Raw genomic sequence first — 18,249 nt, 5'->3', positions numbered from 1 at the left:
GGAAGACAACGTGCCGACCTACCAGTACCAGTGCACCGAGTGCGGCGAGGGCCTTGAGGCCGTGCAGAAGTTCACCGACGACGCGCTCACCGAGTGCCCGAGCTGCCGTGGACGCCTGAAGAAGGTCTTCTCGGCGGTCGGCATCGTCTTCAAGGGCTCCGGCTTCTACCGGAACGACAGCCGCGGCTCCTCGTCGAGCAGCAGCCCCGCGTCGTCCTCCTCGTCGAGCACGTCCTCCTCGACGTCGAGCAGCTCCGACAGCAAGTCGTCGAGCTCCTCCTCGACCACGTCCGGGAGCAGCTCCTCCGCGACCACGTCGAGCAGCAGCTCCGCCGCCTGACAGCCCTTCCCGTGGACCCCGCCGTCACCGACGGCGGGGTCCACGGCGTTGTGCCGCACACCGCCGCGGGCGGGCCGCCGTGGATAGGGTGACCCGCATGGCGGACGCGGAGATCGGCGTAATCGGCGGCTCGGGCTTCTACTCCTTCCTCGACGAGGTGACCGAGGTCACCGTCGAGACGCCGTACGGGCCGCCCAGCGACTCGCTCTTCCTCGGGGAGGTCGCCGGCCGGCAGGTCGCGTTCCTGCCCCGGCACGGCCGCGGCCACCACCTCCCGCCGCACCGCATCAACTACCGCGCCAATCTCTGGGCACTGCGCTCGGCCGGCGTCCGCCAGGTCCTCGGGCCGTGCGCGGTCGGCGGCCTGCGCCCGGAGTACGGCCCCGGCACGCTCCTCGTACCGGACCAGATCGTGGACCGTACGAAGACCCGCGTCCAGACGTACTTCGACGGGGTGCCGCTGCCGGACGGCAGCGTCCCGGACGTCGTGCACGTGGCCTTCGCCGACCCGTACTGCCCGGCCGGCCGCCGGACCGCCGTCGACGCCGCCCGCGGGCGGGGCTGGGAGCCGGTCGACGGCGGCACGCTCGTGGTCGTCGAGGGCCCGCGCTTCTCCACGCGCGCCGAGTCGCGGTGGCATGCCGCGCAGGGCTGGTCGGTGGTCGGCATGACGGGCCACCCCGAGGCCGTCCTGGCTCGCGAGCTGGGCCTCTGCTACACCTCCATGGCCCTGGTCACGGACCTGGACGCGGGGGCCGAGGCCGGCGAGGGCGTCTCGCACGACGAGGTCCTGCGGGTCTTCGCCGAGAACGTCGGCCGGCTGCGCGAGGTCCTTTTCGACGCGGTGGCCGCACTCCCTGCGGCCACGGCGCGCACCTGCGCCTGCGCCCAGGTCCACGGGGGCCGGGAACTGGGGATCGAGCTGCCGTAACCGTCCCGGGACGGCCGCGACCGTCCTCGCGGGGGCTGTAGCCGTCCTCGCGGACGCCGCATGAACCCCTTGTGGGTGAGGGAGTTGTACACAACCGACGGGTAGCGGGATCGGCTGTCCACAGGCCGCCGCGAGATCCGCCGGATTCGGTCAGGGTGGTTCTCGTCCGACGCCCTGGCGCACCGACGCGGGGGCGTGCGATTCCCCTCTTTTCGGCGGTGACCGACGATGACCACCTCCTCCTACACCAATCCCCCATTGCCCGCACCCCCGTTGTGTGAGGTTCCACACTTCGAGCCATTCCGCATTCGCGGTGGGCGGCGCCGCACGCCGACCCTGCCGAAGGTCCGGTGGTACGCCGTTTCCGCTGGCCTGGCCGCCATGGCGGCCGCCCTCGCCATCGCCTCACCGGGCGGTGAAACACGTGCCGAAGGCCGTTTCAGCAATTCCGTTCTACTGGCCGATACGCATCAGGCACGCAAAACTGTGACGGATGGTGGGGCAGCTCCCCGATGTCGCAATGTGGCGATTTCCCCCCGTACGGCGGTAACGCCATGCTGATCCGTACTGACGCCCCGTCCAAGCCCCGGTCCTTTTTGACCTCATGGACAGCTCTGCCCCACCTCGCCGTAAGTTGCGCCGGCGCCTCCGAAAGGCGCGGCGTCCGTAGTAAGCGTGGAAAGAGGCTGTCAGGTGAGCGACGAGAAGAACGGCGTGCTGCAGGGATTCAAGGAATTCCTGATGCGCGGCAACGTCATCGAGCTTGCGGTTGCCGTCGTGGTCGGAGCCGCCTTCACCAACATCGTGAACGCCGTGGTGAAGGGCGTCATCAACCCGTTCGTCGGTGCGCTCGGTTCGCAGAACCTGGACCACTACAAGAGCTGCCTCAGCGCCTCCTGCCACCCGGACCCCAAGACCGGCGAATTCACCGACGGTATCTACATCCTCTGGGGCTCGGTGCTCAGCGCCGCGCTGACCTTCGTGATCACCGCCGCGGTCGTCTACTTCCTCATGATCCTTCCGATGAACAAGTGGAAGGCGCGCCAGGACGCCAAGAAGCCGGTGGACGAGACCCCGGTGGAGCCGACCGAGCTCGAGCTGCTGGCCCAGATCCGCGACGCGCTGATCACCCAGCGCGACGGCTCGGAGCCCGTCGTGGGCGCGGGCGCGATTCCCGGCCCCGTCTCGACGGAGAAGTCGCAGAGCTGACGCGAGCCGCCGCCCCACGCCTCGGACGCGGCTCTCCGGAGCCGTCAGATGTGGTGGGGCGGCTTCTCGTCCAGAAAGCGCGCCAGGTCGGCGGCGCTGCTGTTCCCGGCCCCGGGCCGCTCGCCCCATCCCCGGTCCGTGTCGTCCGCCGACTGCCGGTCCAACGGATCATCGAAGATCAACGCAGCGGTCCCGGGCTTCGCGCCCCGGCCGCCGCCATTCCCCGCGACCGCGGGCGCGACCGGAGCCTGCGGGGCCTCTTCCGGCTCATTCTCGGCTGCGGCATCCGCGGTCTCACTCATTCCTCCAGGGTACGACCACGCCGCACGGTGCTCGGCGGGGCTGTACCGGGCGCTCGCACCCCGGGCGCCCGCACCTCGAGCGCTGCCGCCCTGGGCGCGACCGCGCCGGGTGGTGCGGCCCGGGGCGCTGGCGCCGCGGGCGCCCCTCCCCCGAGCCGGCTCCTCGATCGCGGCCAGGGCCCGTGCGCGCCGCCCCTCGGGACTCAGCCGCCCACGCGCCGCCCCACACGTCCGCCCACGCGCCGACCCATACATCCGCCCCGCGTCCGCCCGCGCGTCCGCCGTAAGGCTCAGTCGGCGTCGAGTGCCTCGTGCCACCAACGGTCCCGGCCCGGGTGCCAGGCGACGGGGCGCGGGCAGCGGTTTACGACCAGTACGGTCTGCACGTCCGTGGCGCCGTTCGACAGGGCTCGGTCGATCATGGTCTTGAGCGGGCGGACGGCGCCGTCCCAGAACGCGGCGTCGGCGGTGATCAGCACGCGCGCGCCGGACTCCCGTACACGGGCGGCGAGTTCGGGTGCCGTCAGCGACACCGGCAGGGTGCTGCGTACGGCATCGATACGGCCGCAGGCGAGCGTGGTGATCACTGACTCGGGCACCAGGGGCAGATGGACGGCCACCCGGTCGCCGGCGCGTACACCGAAGCGGGTCAGCGCCGCGGCGGCTCGGGACGACCGGTCGATGAGCTGGCTGTGGGTCAGCTCCTCGACCCGGCCCGGCTCACCGGTCCAGCTCAAGGCGATGTCCGGAGCGTGCGGGGCGAGGTTCGGGTCAATGGGATCGGGGTCGGAGGGAACGCGGCGCAACATACGCCCAGCTTGAAGATCGCCGATCAACGTTTGTTGAACGTGCGATAGATGCGTCCACCAATGGAACCGGAGGCGCCGCCTCGCAGCCGAAAATACGGGCCCGTACGCGCTCTCGCCCCCGTACCCCACCCCTGGGAGGCTGAGCGGGACCCCGCCCGAGGGCGCCGTCCACCGGACCCGTCCACACGACCCCGTCCGGGCGCGCTGCGCCCCCACTCCAGGAGGCTTACATGTCTACGTCAGCCAGTCAGCCCGACCCCGTCGCGCGGCCCGCCGGGAGGTCGAGCCGGGAGCATCACCGCATCGTCGTCATAGGCGGCGGTACCGCCGGGATCACCGTGGCCGCGCGGTTGCGGCGGGCCGGGGCGCCGGATGTGGCGGTGCTGGAGCCTTCCGGTACGCACTGGTACCAGCCGCTGTGGACGCTGGTCGGCGGCGGCCAGGCGCCGCTGCGGGCGTCGTTACGCACCGAGGCCGAGGTCATGCCGCCCGGCGTGCACTGGCTGCGGGAGGCCGCCGTGGCCGTCGATCCGGGCGCGCGTACGGTCAGTACGGCATCGGGGCGGACCGTCGCGTACGACCGGCTGGTGCTCGCGCCGGGGCTGCGGCTGGACCCCGACGGTGTGCCCGGGCTCGCGCAGGCCCTCGGTCACGACGGCGTGACCAGCAACTACCTGCCCGAACTGGCCCCGCTGACCTGGGACCTGATCCGCCGCATGAAGAGCGGGACCGCGCTGTTCACGATGCCGGCCGGGCCGGTGAAGTGCGGCGGCGCGCCGCAGAAGATCGCGTACCTGGCCGCCGATCACTGGCGCAAGCGCGGCGTGCTGGACCGCATCCGGGTCGTCCTCGTGCTGCCCGAGACGGCGATGTTCAAGGTGCCGGAGTTCGGCCGGGTGCTGGAGGACGTGGCACGGCGGTACGGCATCGAGGTACGGCTGCGGTCGGAGATGGTGTCCGTGGACGGGGCGACCCGCGAAGCGGTGATCGTGAACCATGCGACGGGCGACAAGGAGACGATTTCCTACGACCTGTTGCACGCGGTGCCGCCGCAGGCCGCGCCCGAATGGATCGCCGGCGGGCCGCTGGCCGACCCGACTTCGCCCTTCGGATACGTGAAGGCCGACCCGGCGACACTGCAACACCCGGACCACCCGGAGGTGTTCGCACTCGGGGACGTCGCGAACCTGCCGACCTCGAAGACCGGCGCGGCCGTGCGCAAGCAGGCCCCGGTGGTCGTCGCCAACCTCCGGGACACGCTGCGCGACCGCCCGCTCCGCGCCCGCTACGACGGGTACACCTCCTGCCCGCTGGTCACCGCGCGCCACAAGATGCTGCTGGCGGAGTTCGACTACGACCTCAAGCCCGCTCCCTCGCTGCCCTTCCTGGACACGACGAAGGAGCGGACGGACATGTGGTTCCTCAAGCGGTACGGACTCCCGCAGTTCTACTGGCACGGGATGCTCAAGGGACTGGGGTGAGGCAGCAGACAGAGACAGCAGCGGCAGGCTCTCAAGAAGAGGGCTCTCAAGGTGCGGGCTCTCAGGGGCCGGTGTGCCGACCCGGTGCCGTGACCGTGTCGGCGACGACGCAGCTGACGTTGTCCGGGGCGCCGGCTTCGTGGGCGAGTGCGATCAGGTCGCGCACCGCCTCCTCCGGGGTGCCGCGCGTGGCCAGTACGCGGCGCAGTTCCGCGTCCGTGACCACGCCGTACAGGCCGTCGGAGCAGAGCAGATAGCGGTCGCCGGGCCGGGCGTCGTGCAGCTTCACGTCCGGTACGGAGGCGTCACCGGCCCGGCCGTCCAGCGCCCGCAGCAGCAGCGCCCGCTGCGGGTGCGCGGACGCCTCCTCGGGGGTGATCCGGCCCTCGTCGACGAGGGACTGGACGAGGGTGTGGTCGTGCGTGATGCGGAAGAAGCCGCCGTCGCGCAGGAGGTAGGCGCGGGAATCACCGACGTGCACAAGTGCCAGCCGGGAGCCGGTCCACAGCATCGCGGTGAGGGTGGTGCCGCTGTCCTCGGCGGTGCTCCGCTCGGCCACGGCGCGGTTCGCCCGCCCCACCGCCTCGCTGAGGGTGTTGAGGATGTCGCCGGGGAGCGGGGCCGGGGTGTTCTCCAGGGTGCGCAGGGCCTCGATCGCGGCGGTACCGGCCGCGGCCCCGTCCGCGCCGAAGCCGTCGGCGACCGCGAGCAGGCGGCTGTCCGCGTATGCCGTGTCCTGGTTGCCCTCGCGCACCAGGCCGGTGTCCGACAGGGCTGCGTACCGGATGCCGGTGATCGTCTCGTGGGTCATGGCCGGGTCCTCTCCGCTGAGCTGGTCGATGAGGAAGGCGGCCAGGTCCCGGCGAGCGGCGGTGTCCGCCTCGACGCCGGCCCAGTACGCCGCGATCTCCGCGGCGGCCTCGGCCGGGGCCAGGTCGCACACCGTCCGGATACGGGACAGCGGCATGCCCAGGCGGCGCAGCCACGCCACCAGGCGGGCCCGTTCGAGCTGGTCCCGGGCGTAGAAGCGGTAGCCGTTGTACGGGTCGACGCGGGCCGGGCGCAGCAGGCCCAGATCGTCGTAGAGCCGCAGCGCCTTCGGTGAGAGCCGGGAGGCGCGGGCGAACGCACTGATCGTCAGCAGACCGTCCTCCGCCACGCGTCCCACCTCTTCCCGGTTCGCCTTCCGGGACCGAGGCTGGGGCCTGCCCCAAGGGCAAGGTCAACGCCGGCGCCGAAGCGCCCGCTTCGGGCCCGCACCGCCCGAAAGCCAGCGCCTACCGAGGGCCCCCGTCACCCGAAAGCCCCGCCCCCGAGCCCCGGCCTCACACCCCCGCCACCCCGTCCTACGCCGCCCCGTCCCTCCCCAGACGAGTCAGCGCCGCCGCCACCAGCGCCCGCGTTCCCATCGACAGCGTCGGCTGCTGGACCGGGGCGAAGTGTGCCGAGTGGTTGGAGGGGATGTCCTGGGAGAGCCGGCCGGCCTCCATCGCCTTGCGGAAGGCGGCCGGGTCCCAGCCGCCGAGCCACCAGTAGTACAGCGGGGCGTCCGCCGCCGTGGCGAGCAGGCCCGCGTCCTCGCTGCCGGAGGCCGGGTCGAAGGGGAAGAGCGCCTGCTCGCCGAAGAGGCCGGCGAAGGCGGCGTTGACCTCGCGCAGCGCCTCGGAGTCGTTGCGGGTGACAGGGAAGGTGGCGAGGGTCTCCGTCTCGGGGGCGCGCGCCGCGCCGGACGCGGCGGCCTCCGCGCGGGCGATCCGGTCGACGGCGGCCAGTACCCGGGCGCGTACCTCCTCGTCGAAGGTGCGGATGCTGAGCTGGACGGTGGCCCGGTCGGGGATGACGTTCGGGGCGTCGCCCGCGTGGAAGGAGCCGACGGTGACGACGGCCTGCTCCCTGGGCGCGGTCTCGCGGGCGACGACGGACTGCACCCGCTGGACGAACGAGGCGGCCATCAGGATCGGGTCGACCGTGGTCTCCGGGCGGGAGCCGTGGCCGCCGGTGCCGTGGAAGGTGATGCGCAGGCTGTCGGCGGCGGCCATGCAGGCGCCGTCGTGGTACGCGATCAGGCCGGCCCCGAGCGGCGCGACATGCTGCGCGAAGACCACGTCCGGCACCGGGACCTTGCTGTAGAGGCCGTCGTCGATCATCTTCTGCGCGCCGCCGCCGTCCTCCTCGGCGGGCTGGAAGAGGACGACGAGGGTGCCGGACCAGTGGTCGCGTCCGGCGGCGAGCAGTCCGGCCGCCCCGGCCAGGCAGGTGACGTGCACGTCATGGCCGCAGGCGTGCATCACGCCCGGCTCGGTGGAGGCGTACGGGAGGCCGGACCGCTCGGTCACGGGCAGCGCGTCCATGTCGGCGCGGAGCAGGACCGTCGGTCCCTCGCCGTTGCGCAGTACGCCCACCACGCCGGTGCGGCCGATGCCGGTGAGTACGTCGTAGCCGTCGGCCTCCAGGCGGCGGGCGGCCTCGGCGGCGGTGCGGGTCTCCTGGAAGGACAGTTCGGGGTGCCGGTGCAGATCTTCGTAGAGGGCTTCGAGGTCCGCCATGCGGGCGTCGAGCGGGGCCAGGACCATCTCACGCGCACGATCGCTCATGTGCCGTATTCGATCACGTAACGCCCTTACCGCACAGGGGGCACGGCCCGTTCGGTGGCCGCCGCGTGCCACGCGACAGGGGGCGAAAGGTCCTCATGGATATGCAGCGGGTGGCCGGAGTTCGCGGGTGGTGCGGGAGGTACGGGTGACAGGCGGGCCGGGCGCTGCCACGGTGGTCGTCCGGTGCGGGCACGGTGGCCGTCCGGTGCGGGACGGCCCGGCCGGCGATCTCGGCCCGGACGCCAGCTCTCACCTCGGTGAGTGACGGGAGGCAGATGTTGACCACGTCATCGACGGGCCGGCCCACGGGGCGGCCGGCGGACCGCCCTGCCGACGGCCGGACGCCGGAGGACCCGGTCGCCTTTCTGATGGAGCACGCGCTGGGGCACCTGTTCTCCGCCGCCCTGCGCACCGCGGTCGAGTACCGCATCGCGGACCACCTGGCGGCCGGTCCGCGCACGGCCGACCAGCTCGCCGACGCCACCGGCACGCACGGCCCCCACCTGCGGCGCGTACTGCGCTACCTCGCCACCCGGGACATCTTCCGCGAGGACGCGACCGGTGCCTTCCGGCTGACGCCGGCGGCGCAGCCGCTCCGTTCGGACGTGCCGCACTCGCTGCGGGACGCGGTGCTCATGATGACCGACGAGACGTTCCGGCGGTCCTCGGCCGCGCTCGCGGAGACCGTGCGGTCCGCCGGGCCGTCGTTCGACCGGCTCTTCGGGGCGCCGCTCTTCGAGGTCCTGGCCGCCGACCCGGGGACGCGCGAGCTGTTCGACACGGGGATGGCGTCGCTGTCCGGGCCGGTCGACGGGCTGGTCGCGGAGAGCTATCCGTTCCCCGAGGGCAGCACGGTGGTCGACGTAGGCGGCGGGCGGGGCGGCCTGCTGCGCTCCGTCCTGGAGCTGCACCCCTCGCTCTCCGGGGTGCTCTACGACCAGGAGCCGGCGATCGCCCGGCACGTGCTGGGCGTACCGGAGCTGGCGGGCCGCTGGCGGGCCGAGGCGGGCGACTTCTTCACCGCCGTGCCGGAGGGCGGCGACGTGTACGTACTGAAGCATGTGCTGCACGACTGGCCGGACTCGGCCTGCGTGGACATCCTGCGCCGGGTGCGGGCCGCGATCCCGGCGCACGGCCGGCTGCTGATCGTCGACTCGGTGCTGCCGCAAGGCAACGCGCCGCATTACGGCAAGGCGATGGACGTGGCGATGATGGCGGTCCTCGAGGGCAAGGAGCGGACCGCAGAGGAGTACGCCACGCTGCTCTCGGCGGCGGACTTCCGGCTGACCCGTGTGCTGTCCACGCCCGCCTTCCCCTCGATCGTGGAGTCCGTACCGGCGGAGCGGACGACGCCCCGGGCCGCGGCGGACAACGGCTAGCCGGCTGCCGGACGTCCTACAGCGCCGCCGCCGGCTGTACGCGCGGCCCCGCCGTCCGCAGCCGCAGCGCGGCCAGCGGTACGAAGCCGCCGGTGCCGCCTCCGGTGTCGGCGGACGGGCCGTACAGGCGGCGCAGCATCGCGACCGCGAGCCGTTCGCCCTGCGTCTTGGCGCGTTCGGCGCGCGGCCCGGCGTGCAGCCCGTCCACGGTGGCCTGCCAGAGCTGGACCCAGCGCCCGAAGTGCGCGGCGGTCAGCGGCCGGAGGCGGTGCAGGGCGGCGTGCGCGGCGAAGACGTCACCGCGGTAGTCAGCGGTACGGAACAGCGCCCGCTCCCAGAAGTCGGTGATCGCGGGCAGATGCGCTGTCAGGTCGGTGCCCGCGACGTCGGTGAAGAACGGGCCGATCAGCGGGTCGGCGAAGGCGGCGGTGTAGAAGCGGCGCAGCAGCCGGTCGAGGTCGGTGCGGCCGGCGAGGTCCACGCGGCCCGCCGGGTCACGCCCAGGCGCCGGTCCTCCGGACACCCCCTGATCGTCCCCGCCGTACGACTCCGTCACCGCCGGTACTCCCGCCGCTCTCGCCGTCTCCACCGTCCACCACATCCCCGGCTTCCCATGGTGCCCGACCCCGCCGCACTGCCCGACTCACCGCCGGGTACCAAATCCGGTCAACCCTCGCTGACCGGCAGGCAGCGGCCGCCCGGGCCGCCGTACAGTACGCCGCGCCAACTGTCCGCCCCGCACCGGTGGATACCCATTCCGCGCCGGCACCGATCACCACACGGCATGATGTGCAGAACAAGCGGAACAAGGGGCCCGCGGGGCTAAACCCACCCTGTGAAGGGTAGGGTGCATATTGCCCCCTTTTATGCCCACGAAGCGCCGTCGCGCAAGGAGTTGTCACACCATGGCAGGCCGGCACGCCCAGCCCAGTGAGCGAATACGCCTGTCCCGACGCGGCAAGGCCGTCGGTGGCGCGGCCGTGGTGGTCCTGATGGGCACCGCGCTGTGCGCCTGGCCAGCCTCGGGGGACGACCAGCGCAGCCAGGGCGTCTCGGTGACGGCGCAGGACGAGCCCACCGCGACCGCCTCCTCCAAGCAGCGGCCCACCGGCCTCAAGCAGGGCTCCCCCGTCCGTACGGAGCCGGGCCACATCCCCGGCCTCGACGCGGCCACCCGGGACCGCATCCCGGCCGAGTCCCGGCAGGTCCTCGTCGTCACGGGCGAGGACGCCGACTCGCACGACTCCACCGTCACGCTCTACACCCGCGCCAAGGACTCCGAGAAGTGGCGCGGCGGCACGGCCTGGGCCGCGCACAACGCCGCCAGGGGCTGGACGAAGGACCACCGCTACGGCGACCTCCGCTCGCCCGAGGGCGTCTTCACCCTCAGCGACGCGGGCGGCAAGCTCGCCCCGCCGCGCGGCACGAAGCTCCCGTACGACCACAACTCCTCCTTCGTCGCCAGCGGATCGGGCGTGGAGGGCGAGCCGCTGGCCGGCTCGTTCGACTACGTCATCGCGATCGACTACAACCGCGTGCCGGGCTCCTCGCCGCTGGACCCGCGGCGCCCCCAGGGCGCGGCCAAGGGCGGCGGCGTCTGGCTGCACGTCGACCACGACGGCCCCACTCAGGGCTGCATCAGCCTCAAGCCCGACGTGATGCGCGAGCTGCTGCGGACGCTGGATCCGGCCAAACACCCCGTCATCGTGATGGGCCCGTCGGGCCGCTGAGACCGGCCCCGCGCAATCCCCTCCGGCGGCGCGCCCCCGTGGTACGCATGGACCATGGCTGACCCCACACGCACCGGACAGTCCCCCGACGCGGGTACCGAGCAGTCCCTCACCCCGCACGGCCCCCACGACGCGCTGACGGACGTGCCGGGCCTCCGGGTGGGGCACGCGCAGCGCACGGACGCGGGCCACCTCACCGGCACGACCGTCGTCCTCGCGCCCGAGGGCGGCGCGGTCGCCGCCGTCGACGTACGGGGCGGCGGCCCCGGCACCCGCGAGACCGACGCCCTGGATCCGCGCAACCTCGTACAGCGGGTGGACGCCGTGGTGCTGACCGGCGGCAGCGCCTTCGGGCTGGACGCGGCCTCGGGTGTGGCGGGGTGGCTGGAGGACCACGGCCGAGGCTTCCAGGTGGGGCCCGATCCCGCGCAGGTGGTGCCGGTGGTGCCGGCCGCCGCCCTCTTCGACCTGGGGCGCGGCGGCGACTGGCGGGCCCGGCCGGACGCGGCGCTCGGCCGCGCGGCGATCGAGGCGGCGCACCGCGGCGCGCCCGGATCGCCGGTGGCGCAGGGCAACGTGGGCGCCGGTACGGGCGCGGTGGCCGGCGGCCTGAAGGGCGGCATCGGCACGGCGAGCATCGTGCTGCCGTCGGGGGTGACGGTCGCGGTGCTCGCGGCGGTCAACGCGGCGGGCTCGCCGGTCGACCCGGTGACCGGGCTGCTGTACGGACGGCTGTACCAGGGCACCGCGCGGCCGCCCGTGCCCGAGGCGCACACGGCCGCCATGCGCCATCTGGCCGCCGCCCGCGCGGAGTCGGCGGCGCGCTCGGCGGCCTCCGTGCGCCCGCCGCTGAACACCACTCTCGCCGTCGTCGCCACGGACGCCGCGCTGACCCGCGCCCAGGCGCAGAAGCTGGCGGGCACCGCGCACGACGGGCTGGCCCGCGCCATACGGCCGGTACATCTGCTCTCGGACGGCGACACGGTCTTCGCGCTGGCCACCGGGGAGCGGCCCGCGGCTCCGGAGAGCGCGGAGACCGACCCGGCGTTCGCCGTGCACGCCGACGCCGGAGCGGTCAACGAGATCCTGGCGGCCGGCGCCGACGCGCTGACCCGCGCCGTCGTGAAGGCGATGCTGGCGGCGGAGGGTGTGGACGGCCCGGGCGGCGTCTTTCCCTCGTACACCGACCTGTACGGGACCTGAGCGTTATCGACTTACGGGACCTGAGCGGTACCGCACCGGAACTGCCGCGCCCACCGGTCCCTGCCTCCTCCCCTCATGAATCCCGGTGGTAGAAACGGCCGTATGCCCGTACCGCCGCCCACCCTCGTCCAGCCGGCCTCCGCACCCCAGCCCGCCGCCAAGCGGCGCCGGCTGTGGTGGCACCGGCTGATCCTGGGACTGTGGTACCGGCCGGTGGAGGTACTGGACGAGGCGCGCGACCGCGGGGCGTGGAGCGCGGCGGTCCTGCTCACGCTGGTCGGCGGCGCGCTCGGGCTGCTGGCGTCGAAGTCCTTCCGGGCGCAGTGGGGAACCGGCCCGCAGGAGGTGGTGTGGCAGCTCGCGGGCCTCACCGAGGCGGGCGTGCTCGTCGCGAGCCTGGGGCTGGGGCTGGTCACGCACGCCATAGCGCGCACCCTCGGCGGCAACGGCCGGCTCCGGCCGACGGTCAGCCTGTTCATCGTGGTGTTCTGGGTGACGGATCTGCCCCGTCTCGCGCTGTCGTTCCTGCTGCCGGAGGGCCATCCCGTCGCGCAGGCGGTGGCGCTGACGACGTGGGGCTTCAGCTGTGCGCTGGCCGTGCTGCTCATACGGGGGCAGCACCATCTGCCGACGCTGCGGTCGGTGGGTGCGGTGGCGGTACAGATGCTGGCGTCGCTCGCACTGCTCAAGCTCGGCCCGATCAGCTGAGAGGCAGCGCCCGACGGCGCTGAGCCCTGTCAGTGACCGCGCGTCAGGTCCCGTACCAGCCCGGCGAACGCCTCGCGCTCGGCCGCGGTCAGCTCGACGCTCTCCGACGGCGGGACGACCTGCCGCGGTACGGCCTTGAGCAGCCGCGGGGCCGCGCCCGGCGGCTGGGGCGCGTGACGGTCCCGGCGCACGGTCCGGACCAGCCCGATGGCCCAGGCGAGGGTCGCGAGCAGCAGCACGGCCAGGCCGATCTGCTGCAGGGTCGAGACGGAGGGGAGCATCCAGTCCTCCATGGCGTACGGGCGCGGTGCTGCGCCGGCGCGCTCGGCGCCGACGGCTGACGCGGATCAGTAGACACCACGCCTCAGGCTTTATGACAGGTTTTTATAGGACTTAAGACCCGAAGTGACGCATCTCCCACCACTAACGGACCTTCCTGCATCACTCAGGGTTCTTCCCGCATCACGCCGCAACCATCCCTCATCCCACCGCATCAGGTGCGAGGCCCTCAAGAATCGCCGGAAGCACCGCAAGAATTCCGCCACAATTCCGCGCCACGTCCGTAAGAATCCGGCGGCCGGCGGCGCGGTGTCCCGGCTTCCGCCCGTTTCACCGGTACCTCCCCACCACTCCTGCACGGCCGAGTCGGGCAGTGCGCGTTGGACGCATCGGCGGGTTCCGTCCAGCCAAGATCGTCCGCGAGCATGGCGGCGCACCACTCACCCGATACGACAACCGGACCACCGATACGGGTGAACCGGACGACCGGATCACCATGACGGAGGAGTGCGCGTGGAGTGTACGGACCAGCCGAAGCCGCTCGACGGCGTGCTCGTCGCCGACTTCAGCCGGGTGCTGGCGGGGCCACTGGCCGCCGCGACCCTGGCGGACCTGGGCGCCCAGGTCGTCAAGGTGGAGCGGCCCGGCGCCGGTGACGACACCCGGGCCTGGGGACCGCCCTTCGCGGCCGACGGGACGGCCGCGTACTTCGACGCCGCCAACCGCTCCAAGCGCGGGCTCGCCCTGGACCTCTCCGCGCCGGACGACGCGGAGGCGGCCCGCGAACTGGCCGTGCGGGCCGATGTCCTGATCGAGAACTTCCGGCCCGGCGCGCTCGCCAAGTACGGCCTGGACCCGGTCTCCTCCCTCGCCGCCAACCCGGGCCTGGTGCACTGCTCGATCACCGGCTTCGGCTCGGGCGAGGGCGCCCATCTGCCCGGCTACGACTTCGTCGTGCAGGCGGTCGGCGGGCTGATGAGCATTACGGGCGAGCCCGGCGGTCCGCCCCGGAAGGCGGGCGTGGCGCTGGTGGACGTACTGACCGCGAAGGACGCCACGACCGGCATCCTGGCGGCGCTGCGCCACCGGGACCGTACGGGCCAGGGACAGCACGTCGAGGTGAACCTGCTGTCCTCCCTGCTGGGTTCGCTGGTCAACCAGGCGTCCGGACATCTGGCCACCGGCCGCGACCCGGGCCCGATGGGCAACCGGCACCCGAGCATCGCGCCGTACGAGACGCTGGCCTGCCGCGACGGGCTGCTGGCGGTGGCGGTGGGGAACGACCGTCAGTTCCGGGCGCTGGCAGCGGCGCTGGGCGCGCCGGAGCTGGCCGAGGACGCGCGGTACGCGACCAATCCCGACCGCGTGGAGCACCGTACGGAGCTGGTGAAGGAGCTGGAGGCGCGGCTGGCGGGCGACACCGCACGGGGCTGGACGGAGCGGCTCGGTCAGGTGTCGGTGCCCTGTGGGCCCGTCAACACCCTGAGCGAGGCCCTGGAGTTCGCGGCGGAATTGGGGCTGGATCCGATCGTTCCGGTCGGCGAGGAACGGATACCCCAAGTACGCAGCCCCTTGCGGCTGTCCCGTACGCCGGTGGCCGAACCCGTCGCACCGCCGCGGCTGGACGAGCACGGAACGCAGCTCCGCGAGTGGCTGGCCGGCCCCTCCGACCAGCCGCTTCCCCCACTCGTGTGACATCCGTCACAAGATATGGAGAGCTGCAACCAAAACGGCTCACAGTCGCTGTTTAAGAACAGTGGACCAACACTCTTGCCTGGAGCAGCTCGTGACAACGCCGGACAACGCAGCGCCCGCACAGCCCCGCACTTCGCGCTCGTTTCGGCGCGGCCTCGCTGCGGCGGCACTGCTCGCCGCCGGCGCCCTGGCCCTGACCGCCTGCGGTGGTGACGCCTCGGGCGCGAACAACAAGGACGGTCAGGCCGGCGCCGACGCCGCGGCCGCCAAGGACGCCTCCGACGCCAAGATCAAGGTGTCGGCGAAGGACGGCTCCAGCGGCGCCAGCATCAACGGAACGAACGTGAAGGTCAGCGGCGGCAAGCTGACGAAGGTGACGCTGACGCGGGTGGACACCGGAGAGAAGGTCGCCGGATCCATATCCGCCGACGGCTCCGGCTGGAAGCCGGACGTACAGCTGGAGCGCGGTACGAAGTATCAGCTGGCCGCCAGCGCCAAGGACGCCAAGGGCCGCTCGGCGGCCGAGAACTCCACGTTCACCACGGTGTCACCCGCCAACAGCTTCATCGGCACCTACACCCCGGACGACGGCAAGACCGTCGGCGTGGGCATGCCGGTCTCCTTCAACTTCGACAAGGCCATCACCGACCAGAAGGCCGTGCAGTCGCACATCACGGTGACCACCAGCAGCGGCCAGCAGGTCGTCGGCCACTGGTTCGGCAACCAGCGCCTGGACTTCCGCCCCAAGGACTACTGGAAGGCCGGCTCGAAGGTCACGATGAAGATCGACCTGGACGGCGTGGAGGGCGCGAACGGCGTCACCGGCGTCCAGGACAAGACGGTCAGCTTCACCGTCGGCCGCTCCCAGGTCTCCACCGTCGACATGAAGACCCAGATGATGACGGTCGAGCGGGACGGCAAGACCCTCAAGAAGATCCCGATCTCCGGCGGCAGCCCCGAGAACCCGACCTACAACGGTCAGATGGTGATCTCGGAGAAGTTCAAGGAGACCCGGATGGACGGCTCCACGGTCGGCTTCACCAAGAAGGACGGCAAGGGCGAGTACGACATCAAGGACGTGCCGCACGCCATGCGGCTGTCCGCGTCCGGCACCTTCATCCACGGCAACTACTGGGGCTCGCCCTCGATCTTCGGCCAGGCGGGCACCAGCCACGGCTGCGTGGGCCTGCGGGACGCGAAGGGCGCCAACAGCGACACCCCCGGCAAGTGGTTCTACGACAACTCGCTCATCGGTGACGTGGTCGTGGTGAAGAACTCCCCGGACAAGACCATCAAGCCCGACAACGGCCTCAACGGCTGGAACATGGACTGGGACGAGTGGACGGCGGGCAGCGCGGCCTGATCGTTCGAGCGCCGCACGCAGACGTACACCACCCCGCTGCCGGGCACTGGCAGCGGGGTGGTGTGTTCTTGGGAGGGGAAGGCGTCGGCTCTCAGGCCGCGACCGGCTCCCTCTTCGCTTCGGCGGCCGACTGCGGCTCGCCTTCCGCGGCGGGGGCCACCGCCTCCGTACCGGTCCTGCGCATCCCCTTCAGGACGACCACCAGAGCCGTACTGACGGCCACGCCGGCGGCGATCGCCACCAGGTACAGCAGCGGCTGGCCGATCAGCGGGACCACGAAGATGCCGCCGTGCGGGGCGCGCAGCGTGCAGCCGAACGCCATCGACAGCGCACCGGTCACCGCGCCGCCCGCCATCGCCGACGGGATCACGCGCAGCGGGTCGCCCGCGGCGAACGGGATCGCGCCCTCGGTGATGAACGAAGCGCCCAGCACCCAGGCGGCCTTGCCGTTCTCCTGCTCGGCCTTGGTGAACAGCTTGCCGCGCACCGTCGTGGCCAGCGCCATCGCCAGCGGCGGGACCATGCCGGCCGCCATCACCGCGGCCATCACCTTCAGGCTGCCGTCGTTGGGGTTGGCCAGGCCGCCGACCGCGAAGGCGTACGCGACCTTGTTCAGCGGGCCGCCGAGGTCGAAGCACATCATCAGGCCGAGGATGACGCCCAGGATGATCGCGTTGGCGCCGGTCAGGCCGGACAGCCAGTCGGTCAGCGCCTTCTGGAGCGCGGCGATCGGCTTGCCGATGACCAGGAACATCAGGAACCCGACCACCGCCGAGGAGACCAGCGGTATCACCACCACCGGCATGATGCCGCGCAGCGGCGCGGGCACCCTCACCCGCTGGATCGCCATCACCACAGCGCCCGCGACCAGACCGGCGATCAGTCCGCCCAGGAAGCCCGCGTTGATCGTCAGCGCGATCGAGCCGCCGACGAAGCCCGGTACGAGCCCCGGCCGGTCGGCCATCCCGTACGCGATGAATCCGGCCAGCACCGGCACCAGGAAGGTGAAGGCCACATTGCCGATCTGGAAGAGCAGCGCGGCCCAGCTGCCGGTCTCGGTCCAGATGAAGTGCTCGGCGACGGACGGCGCCTTGTTGATCTCGTAGCCGCCGATCGCGAAGGCCAGGGCCATCAGCAGACCGCCCGCGGCGACGAACGGCACCATGTAACTGACGCCGGTCATCAGCCACTTGCGCAGCCGCGTGCCGTAGCCGTCGGTCTCCTCGCCGCCCCGGTCCATGGGCGCGTCGCGGTGCGCGGCCGGCGCGCCGACCTCGCCGCGCGCCGCCTTCTCCTGTACCTCGGCGATCAGTTCGGCGGGGCGGTTGATGCCCGCCTTCACGCCGACGTCGACGACGGGCTTGCCCGCGAACCGCTCCCGGTCCCGGACCTCCACGTCGTGCGCGAAGATCACGCCGTCGGCGGCCTCGATCAGCGCCGGGTCGAGCCGGGTGAACCCGGCCGATCCCTGCGTCTCGACCACCAGCTCCACGCCGGCGTCCTCGCCCGCCTTCGTCAGCGACTCGGCGGCCATGTAGGTGTGCGCGATGCCGGTGGGACAGGAAGTGACAGCGACGATCTTGAACGTACTGGCGGCCTCGGGCTCCGGGGCATCCGGCGTCTCCGGGGCCTCCGCTGCCGGGGTCTCCGCTTCGGGCTCGGCGGCCTCGGCCGCGGGCTCCGGCTCGGGGGCCTCGGCGGCCTCGGGCTCGTCGCCCCGTACCAGCGCGGCCGCCCGCTCCGGGTCGTCCGCCGAGCGCAGGGCGCCGGTGAACTCGGTGTCCATCAGGTGCCGGGCCAGCGTCGAGAGGATCGACAGGTGGTCGGCGTCGCCGCCGGTCGGCGCGGCAATCAGGAAGACCAGGTCGGCCGGGCCGTCCGCGGCGCCGAAGTCGATGCCGGCGGCGCTGCGCCCGAAGGCCAGCGTCGGCTCGGTGACATGGGCACTCCGGCAGTGCGGGATGCCGATGCCGCCGTCCAGGCCGGTGGGCATCTGGGCCTCGCGCGCGGCCACGTCCGCGAGGAATCCCTCCAGGTCGGTGACGCGACCGGCCGCCACCATCCGTTCGGCCAGCGACCTGGCGGCCGCTTCCTTGGTGTCGGCGGACAGGTCGAGATCGACCAGATCCGCGGTGATCAGCTCACTCATCGCGGGCTCCCTTCAGAAACCGGCAAATCCAGCCTGTCCGGCGTTTGAGGACAATCGAACGGCGGGCGACCCCGACG

The 18,249-nt window shown here is 72.5% G+C and carries 17 protein-coding genes; 10 read left to right on the top strand and 7 right to left on the bottom strand.

Annotation, left to right across the window (positions count from 1 at the left end; translation table 11 throughout):
• The first annotated feature begins 10 nt into the window (after positions 1-10).
• From IF04_RS37740 to mscL, 3 genes are all read left to right on the top strand, one after another.
• Complete coding sequence (locus IF04_RS37740) at positions 11-340, top strand: FmdB family zinc ribbon protein (protein ID WP_078600746.1); 330 nt, start codon at positions 11-13, stop codon at positions 338-340.
• 97 nt (positions 341-437) lie between these two features.
• Entirely contained in the window at positions 438-1,271 is an 834-nt protein-coding gene (locus tag IF04_RS0124690) for an S-methyl-5'-thioadenosine phosphorylase (protein WP_030261903.1), read from the top strand.
• Between the two features lie 693 nt (positions 1,272-1,964).
• Entirely contained in the window at positions 1,965-2,480 is a 516-nt protein-coding gene (gene mscL / locus IF04_RS0124685; protein WP_030261901.1) for a large conductance mechanosensitive channel protein MscL, read from the top strand.
• 44 nt (positions 2,481-2,524) lie between these two features.
• Here mscL and IF04_RS0124680 read toward each other — a convergent pair whose 3' ends face one another.
• Together IF04_RS0124680 and IF04_RS36015 are read right to left on the bottom strand one after the other, a co-directional pair.
• Positions 2,525-2,782 (bottom strand): hypothetical protein, encoded by a 258-nt coding sequence (locus IF04_RS0124680; protein WP_030261899.1) that lies wholly within the window; start codon positions 2,780-2,782, stop codon positions 2,525-2,527.
• Between the two features lie 290 nt (positions 2,783-3,072).
• Positions 3,073-3,591 (bottom strand): AMP-binding protein, encoded by a 519-nt coding sequence (locus tag IF04_RS36015; RefSeq protein WP_078600744.1) that lies wholly within the window; start codon positions 3,589-3,591, stop codon positions 3,073-3,075.
• A gap of 230 nt (positions 3,592-3,821) precedes the next feature.
• On the opposite strand from IF04_RS36015, the gene IF04_RS0124670 reads away from it, so the two are divergent.
• Positions 3,822-5,072: an NAD(P)/FAD-dependent oxidoreductase gene (locus IF04_RS0124670; RefSeq protein WP_030261895.1), complete on the top strand. Its 1,251-nt coding sequence runs from the start codon at positions 3,822-3,824 to the stop codon at positions 5,070-5,072.
• 61 nt (positions 5,073-5,133) lie between these two features.
• Here IF04_RS0124670 and IF04_RS0124665 read toward each other — a convergent pair whose 3' ends face one another.
• Entirely contained in the window at positions 5,134-6,231 is a 1,098-nt protein-coding gene (locus tag IF04_RS0124665; protein ID WP_245654499.1) for a MerR family transcriptional regulator, read from the bottom strand.
• A 187-nt stretch (positions 6,232-6,418) separates the two neighbouring features.
• Complete coding sequence (locus IF04_RS0124660; protein WP_030261891.1) at positions 6,419-7,666, bottom strand: amidohydrolase; 1,248 nt, start codon at positions 7,664-7,666, stop codon at positions 6,419-6,421.
• Positions 7,667-7,941: 275 nt separating this feature from the next.
• On the opposite strand from IF04_RS0124660, the gene IF04_RS0124655 reads away from it, so the two are divergent.
• Positions 7,942-9,045, top strand: a complete 1,104-nt coding sequence (locus tag IF04_RS0124655; RefSeq protein ID WP_078600743.1) for a methyltransferase — start codon at positions 7,942-7,944, stop codon at positions 9,043-9,045.
• 16 nt (positions 9,046-9,061) lie between these two features.
• On the opposite strand, the gene IF04_RS36010 is transcribed toward IF04_RS0124655, so the two are convergent.
• Complete coding sequence (locus IF04_RS36010) at positions 9,062-9,568, bottom strand: group III truncated hemoglobin (protein WP_051831554.1); 507 nt, start codon at positions 9,566-9,568, stop codon at positions 9,062-9,064.
• Between the two features lie 382 nt (positions 9,569-9,950).
• Here IF04_RS36010 and IF04_RS0124645 point away from each other — a divergent pair, with 382 nt between their 5' ends.
• The 3 genes from IF04_RS0124645 to IF04_RS0124635 all read left to right on the top strand — a co-directional run bounded on the left by IF04_RS0124645 (position 9,951) and on the right by IF04_RS0124635 (position 12,686).
• Complete coding sequence (locus IF04_RS0124645) at positions 9,951-10,775, top strand: L,D-transpeptidase family protein (RefSeq protein WP_030261883.1); 825 nt, start codon at positions 9,951-9,953, stop codon at positions 10,773-10,775.
• Positions 10,776-10,829: 54 nt separating this feature from the next.
• The gene (locus IF04_RS0124640; RefSeq protein WP_078600741.1) at positions 10,830-11,978 is read left to right on the top strand and encodes a P1 family peptidase; all 1,149 of its coding nucleotides are present in this window, start codon (positions 10,830-10,832) and stop codon (positions 11,976-11,978) included.
• Between the two features lie 102 nt (positions 11,979-12,080).
• Positions 12,081-12,686 carry a YIP1 family protein gene (locus tag IF04_RS0124635; protein WP_078600739.1) on the top strand — a complete coding sequence of 202 codons (606 nt, stop codon included), beginning with the start codon at positions 12,081-12,083 and terminating at the stop codon, positions 12,684-12,686.
• 29 nt (positions 12,687-12,715) lie between these two features.
• On the opposite strand, the gene IF04_RS0124630 is transcribed toward IF04_RS0124635, so the two are convergent.
• On the bottom strand, positions 12,716-12,967 hold the full coding sequence (locus IF04_RS0124630) for a hypothetical protein (RefSeq protein WP_030261877.1): 252 nt from the start codon (positions 12,965-12,967) through the stop codon (positions 12,716-12,718).
• A 505-nt stretch (positions 12,968-13,472) separates the two neighbouring features.
• Between IF04_RS0124630 and IF04_RS0124625 the strand changes: the two genes are divergently transcribed.
• Positions 13,473-14,660, top strand: a complete 1,188-nt coding sequence (locus IF04_RS0124625) for a CaiB/BaiF CoA transferase family protein (RefSeq protein WP_211259856.1) — start codon at positions 13,473-13,475, stop codon at positions 14,658-14,660.
• Between the two features lie 79 nt (positions 14,661-14,739).
• Positions 14,740-16,023 (top strand): L,D-transpeptidase, encoded by a 1,284-nt coding sequence (locus tag IF04_RS0124620; RefSeq protein WP_030261872.1) that lies wholly within the window; start codon positions 14,740-14,742, stop codon positions 16,021-16,023.
• Positions 16,024-16,114: 91 nt separating this feature from the next.
• On the opposite strand, the gene IF04_RS0124615 is transcribed toward IF04_RS0124620, so the two are convergent.
• The gene (locus tag IF04_RS0124615) at positions 16,115-18,172 is read right to left on the bottom strand and encodes a PTS fructose transporter subunit IIABC (protein WP_030261870.1); all 2,058 of its coding nucleotides are present in this window, start codon (positions 18,170-18,172) and stop codon (positions 16,115-16,117) included.
• Positions 18,173-18,249 lie beyond the last annotated feature (77 nt).

The sequence above is a fragment of the Streptomyces violens genome (assembly GCF_000717745.1).
GTDB lineage: Bacteria > Actinomycetota > Actinomycetes > Streptomycetales > Streptomycetaceae > Streptomyces > Streptomyces violens.
Note: the sequence above shows the minus strand (reverse complement) of the source record. Positions and strands in the feature narration are given on the sequence as shown.

Excerpts from the sequence above, each read along its gene's own strand:
- IF04_RS0124690 (WP_030261903.1), top strand. The coding sequence starts at position 438 with ATGGCGGACGCGGAGATCGGCGTAATCGGCGGCTCGGGCTTCTACTCC.
- IF04_RS0124680 (WP_030261899.1), bottom strand. The coding sequence starts at position 2,782 with ATGAGTGAGACCGCGGATGCCGCAGCCGAGAATGAGCCGGAAGAGGCC.
- IF04_RS36015 (WP_078600744.1), bottom strand. The coding sequence starts at position 3,591 with ATGTTGCGCCGCGTTCCCTCCGACCCCGATCCCATTGACCCGAACCTC.
- IF04_RS0124670 (WP_030261895.1), top strand. The coding sequence starts at position 3,822 with ATGTCTACGTCAGCCAGTCAGCCCGACCCCGTCGCGCGGCCCGCCGGG.
- IF04_RS0124660 (WP_030261891.1), bottom strand. The coding sequence starts at position 7,666 with ATGAGCGATCGTGCGCGTGAGATGGTCCTGGCCCCGCTCGACGCCCGC.
- IF04_RS0124655 (WP_078600743.1), top strand. The coding sequence starts at position 7,942 with ATGTTGACCACGTCATCGACGGGCCGGCCCACGGGGCGGCCGGCGGAC.
- IF04_RS0124645 (WP_030261883.1), top strand. The coding sequence starts at position 9,951 with ATGGCAGGCCGGCACGCCCAGCCCAGTGAGCGAATACGCCTGTCCCGA.
- IF04_RS0124640 (WP_078600741.1), top strand. The coding sequence starts at position 10,830 with ATGGCTGACCCCACACGCACCGGACAGTCCCCCGACGCGGGTACCGAG.
- IF04_RS0124635 (WP_078600739.1), top strand. The coding sequence starts at position 12,081 with ATGCCCGTACCGCCGCCCACCCTCGTCCAGCCGGCCTCCGCACCCCAG.
- IF04_RS0124630 (WP_030261877.1), bottom strand. The coding sequence starts at position 12,967 with ATGCTCCCCTCCGTCTCGACCCTGCAGCAGATCGGCCTGGCCGTGCTG.
- IF04_RS0124615 (WP_030261870.1), bottom strand. The coding sequence starts at position 18,172 with ATGAGTGAGCTGATCACCGCGGATCTGGTCGATCTCGACCTGTCCGCC.